This window comes from Liquorilactobacillus vini DSM 20605, assembly GCF_000255495.1.
Lineage (GTDB): Bacteria > Bacillota > Bacilli > Lactobacillales > Lactobacillaceae > Liquorilactobacillus > Liquorilactobacillus vini.
In genome coordinates, this window is record NZ_AHYZ01000090.1 from 1 (window position 1) to 210 (window position 210).

Here is a 210-nt window from a genome sequence, read left to right on the forward strand (position 1 = left end):
CAAATTCAAAGTTACGATGGCTTTTGTGCACATTTTGCGCTGGTAGTGATGGCTTATGATATCCTAGCTTGGCAACAACGAGAGTCAATTGATTACCATTCGATGGGTGACTTATTCTTTGAACTTAACCGTGATTTGACTGATGTCACGCTAATTGAAGCTCTAACACAACTATTAGCTAATCTGGTCAGCTATATCAGTGGAAAAGTA

The 210-nt window shown here is 39.0% G+C and carries 1 pseudogene; it reads left to right on the forward strand.

From position 1 onward, the window contains the following. Nucleotides 1-210, forward strand: a pseudogene (locus ON15_RS11750) (IS4 family transposase); the annotation flags it as partial.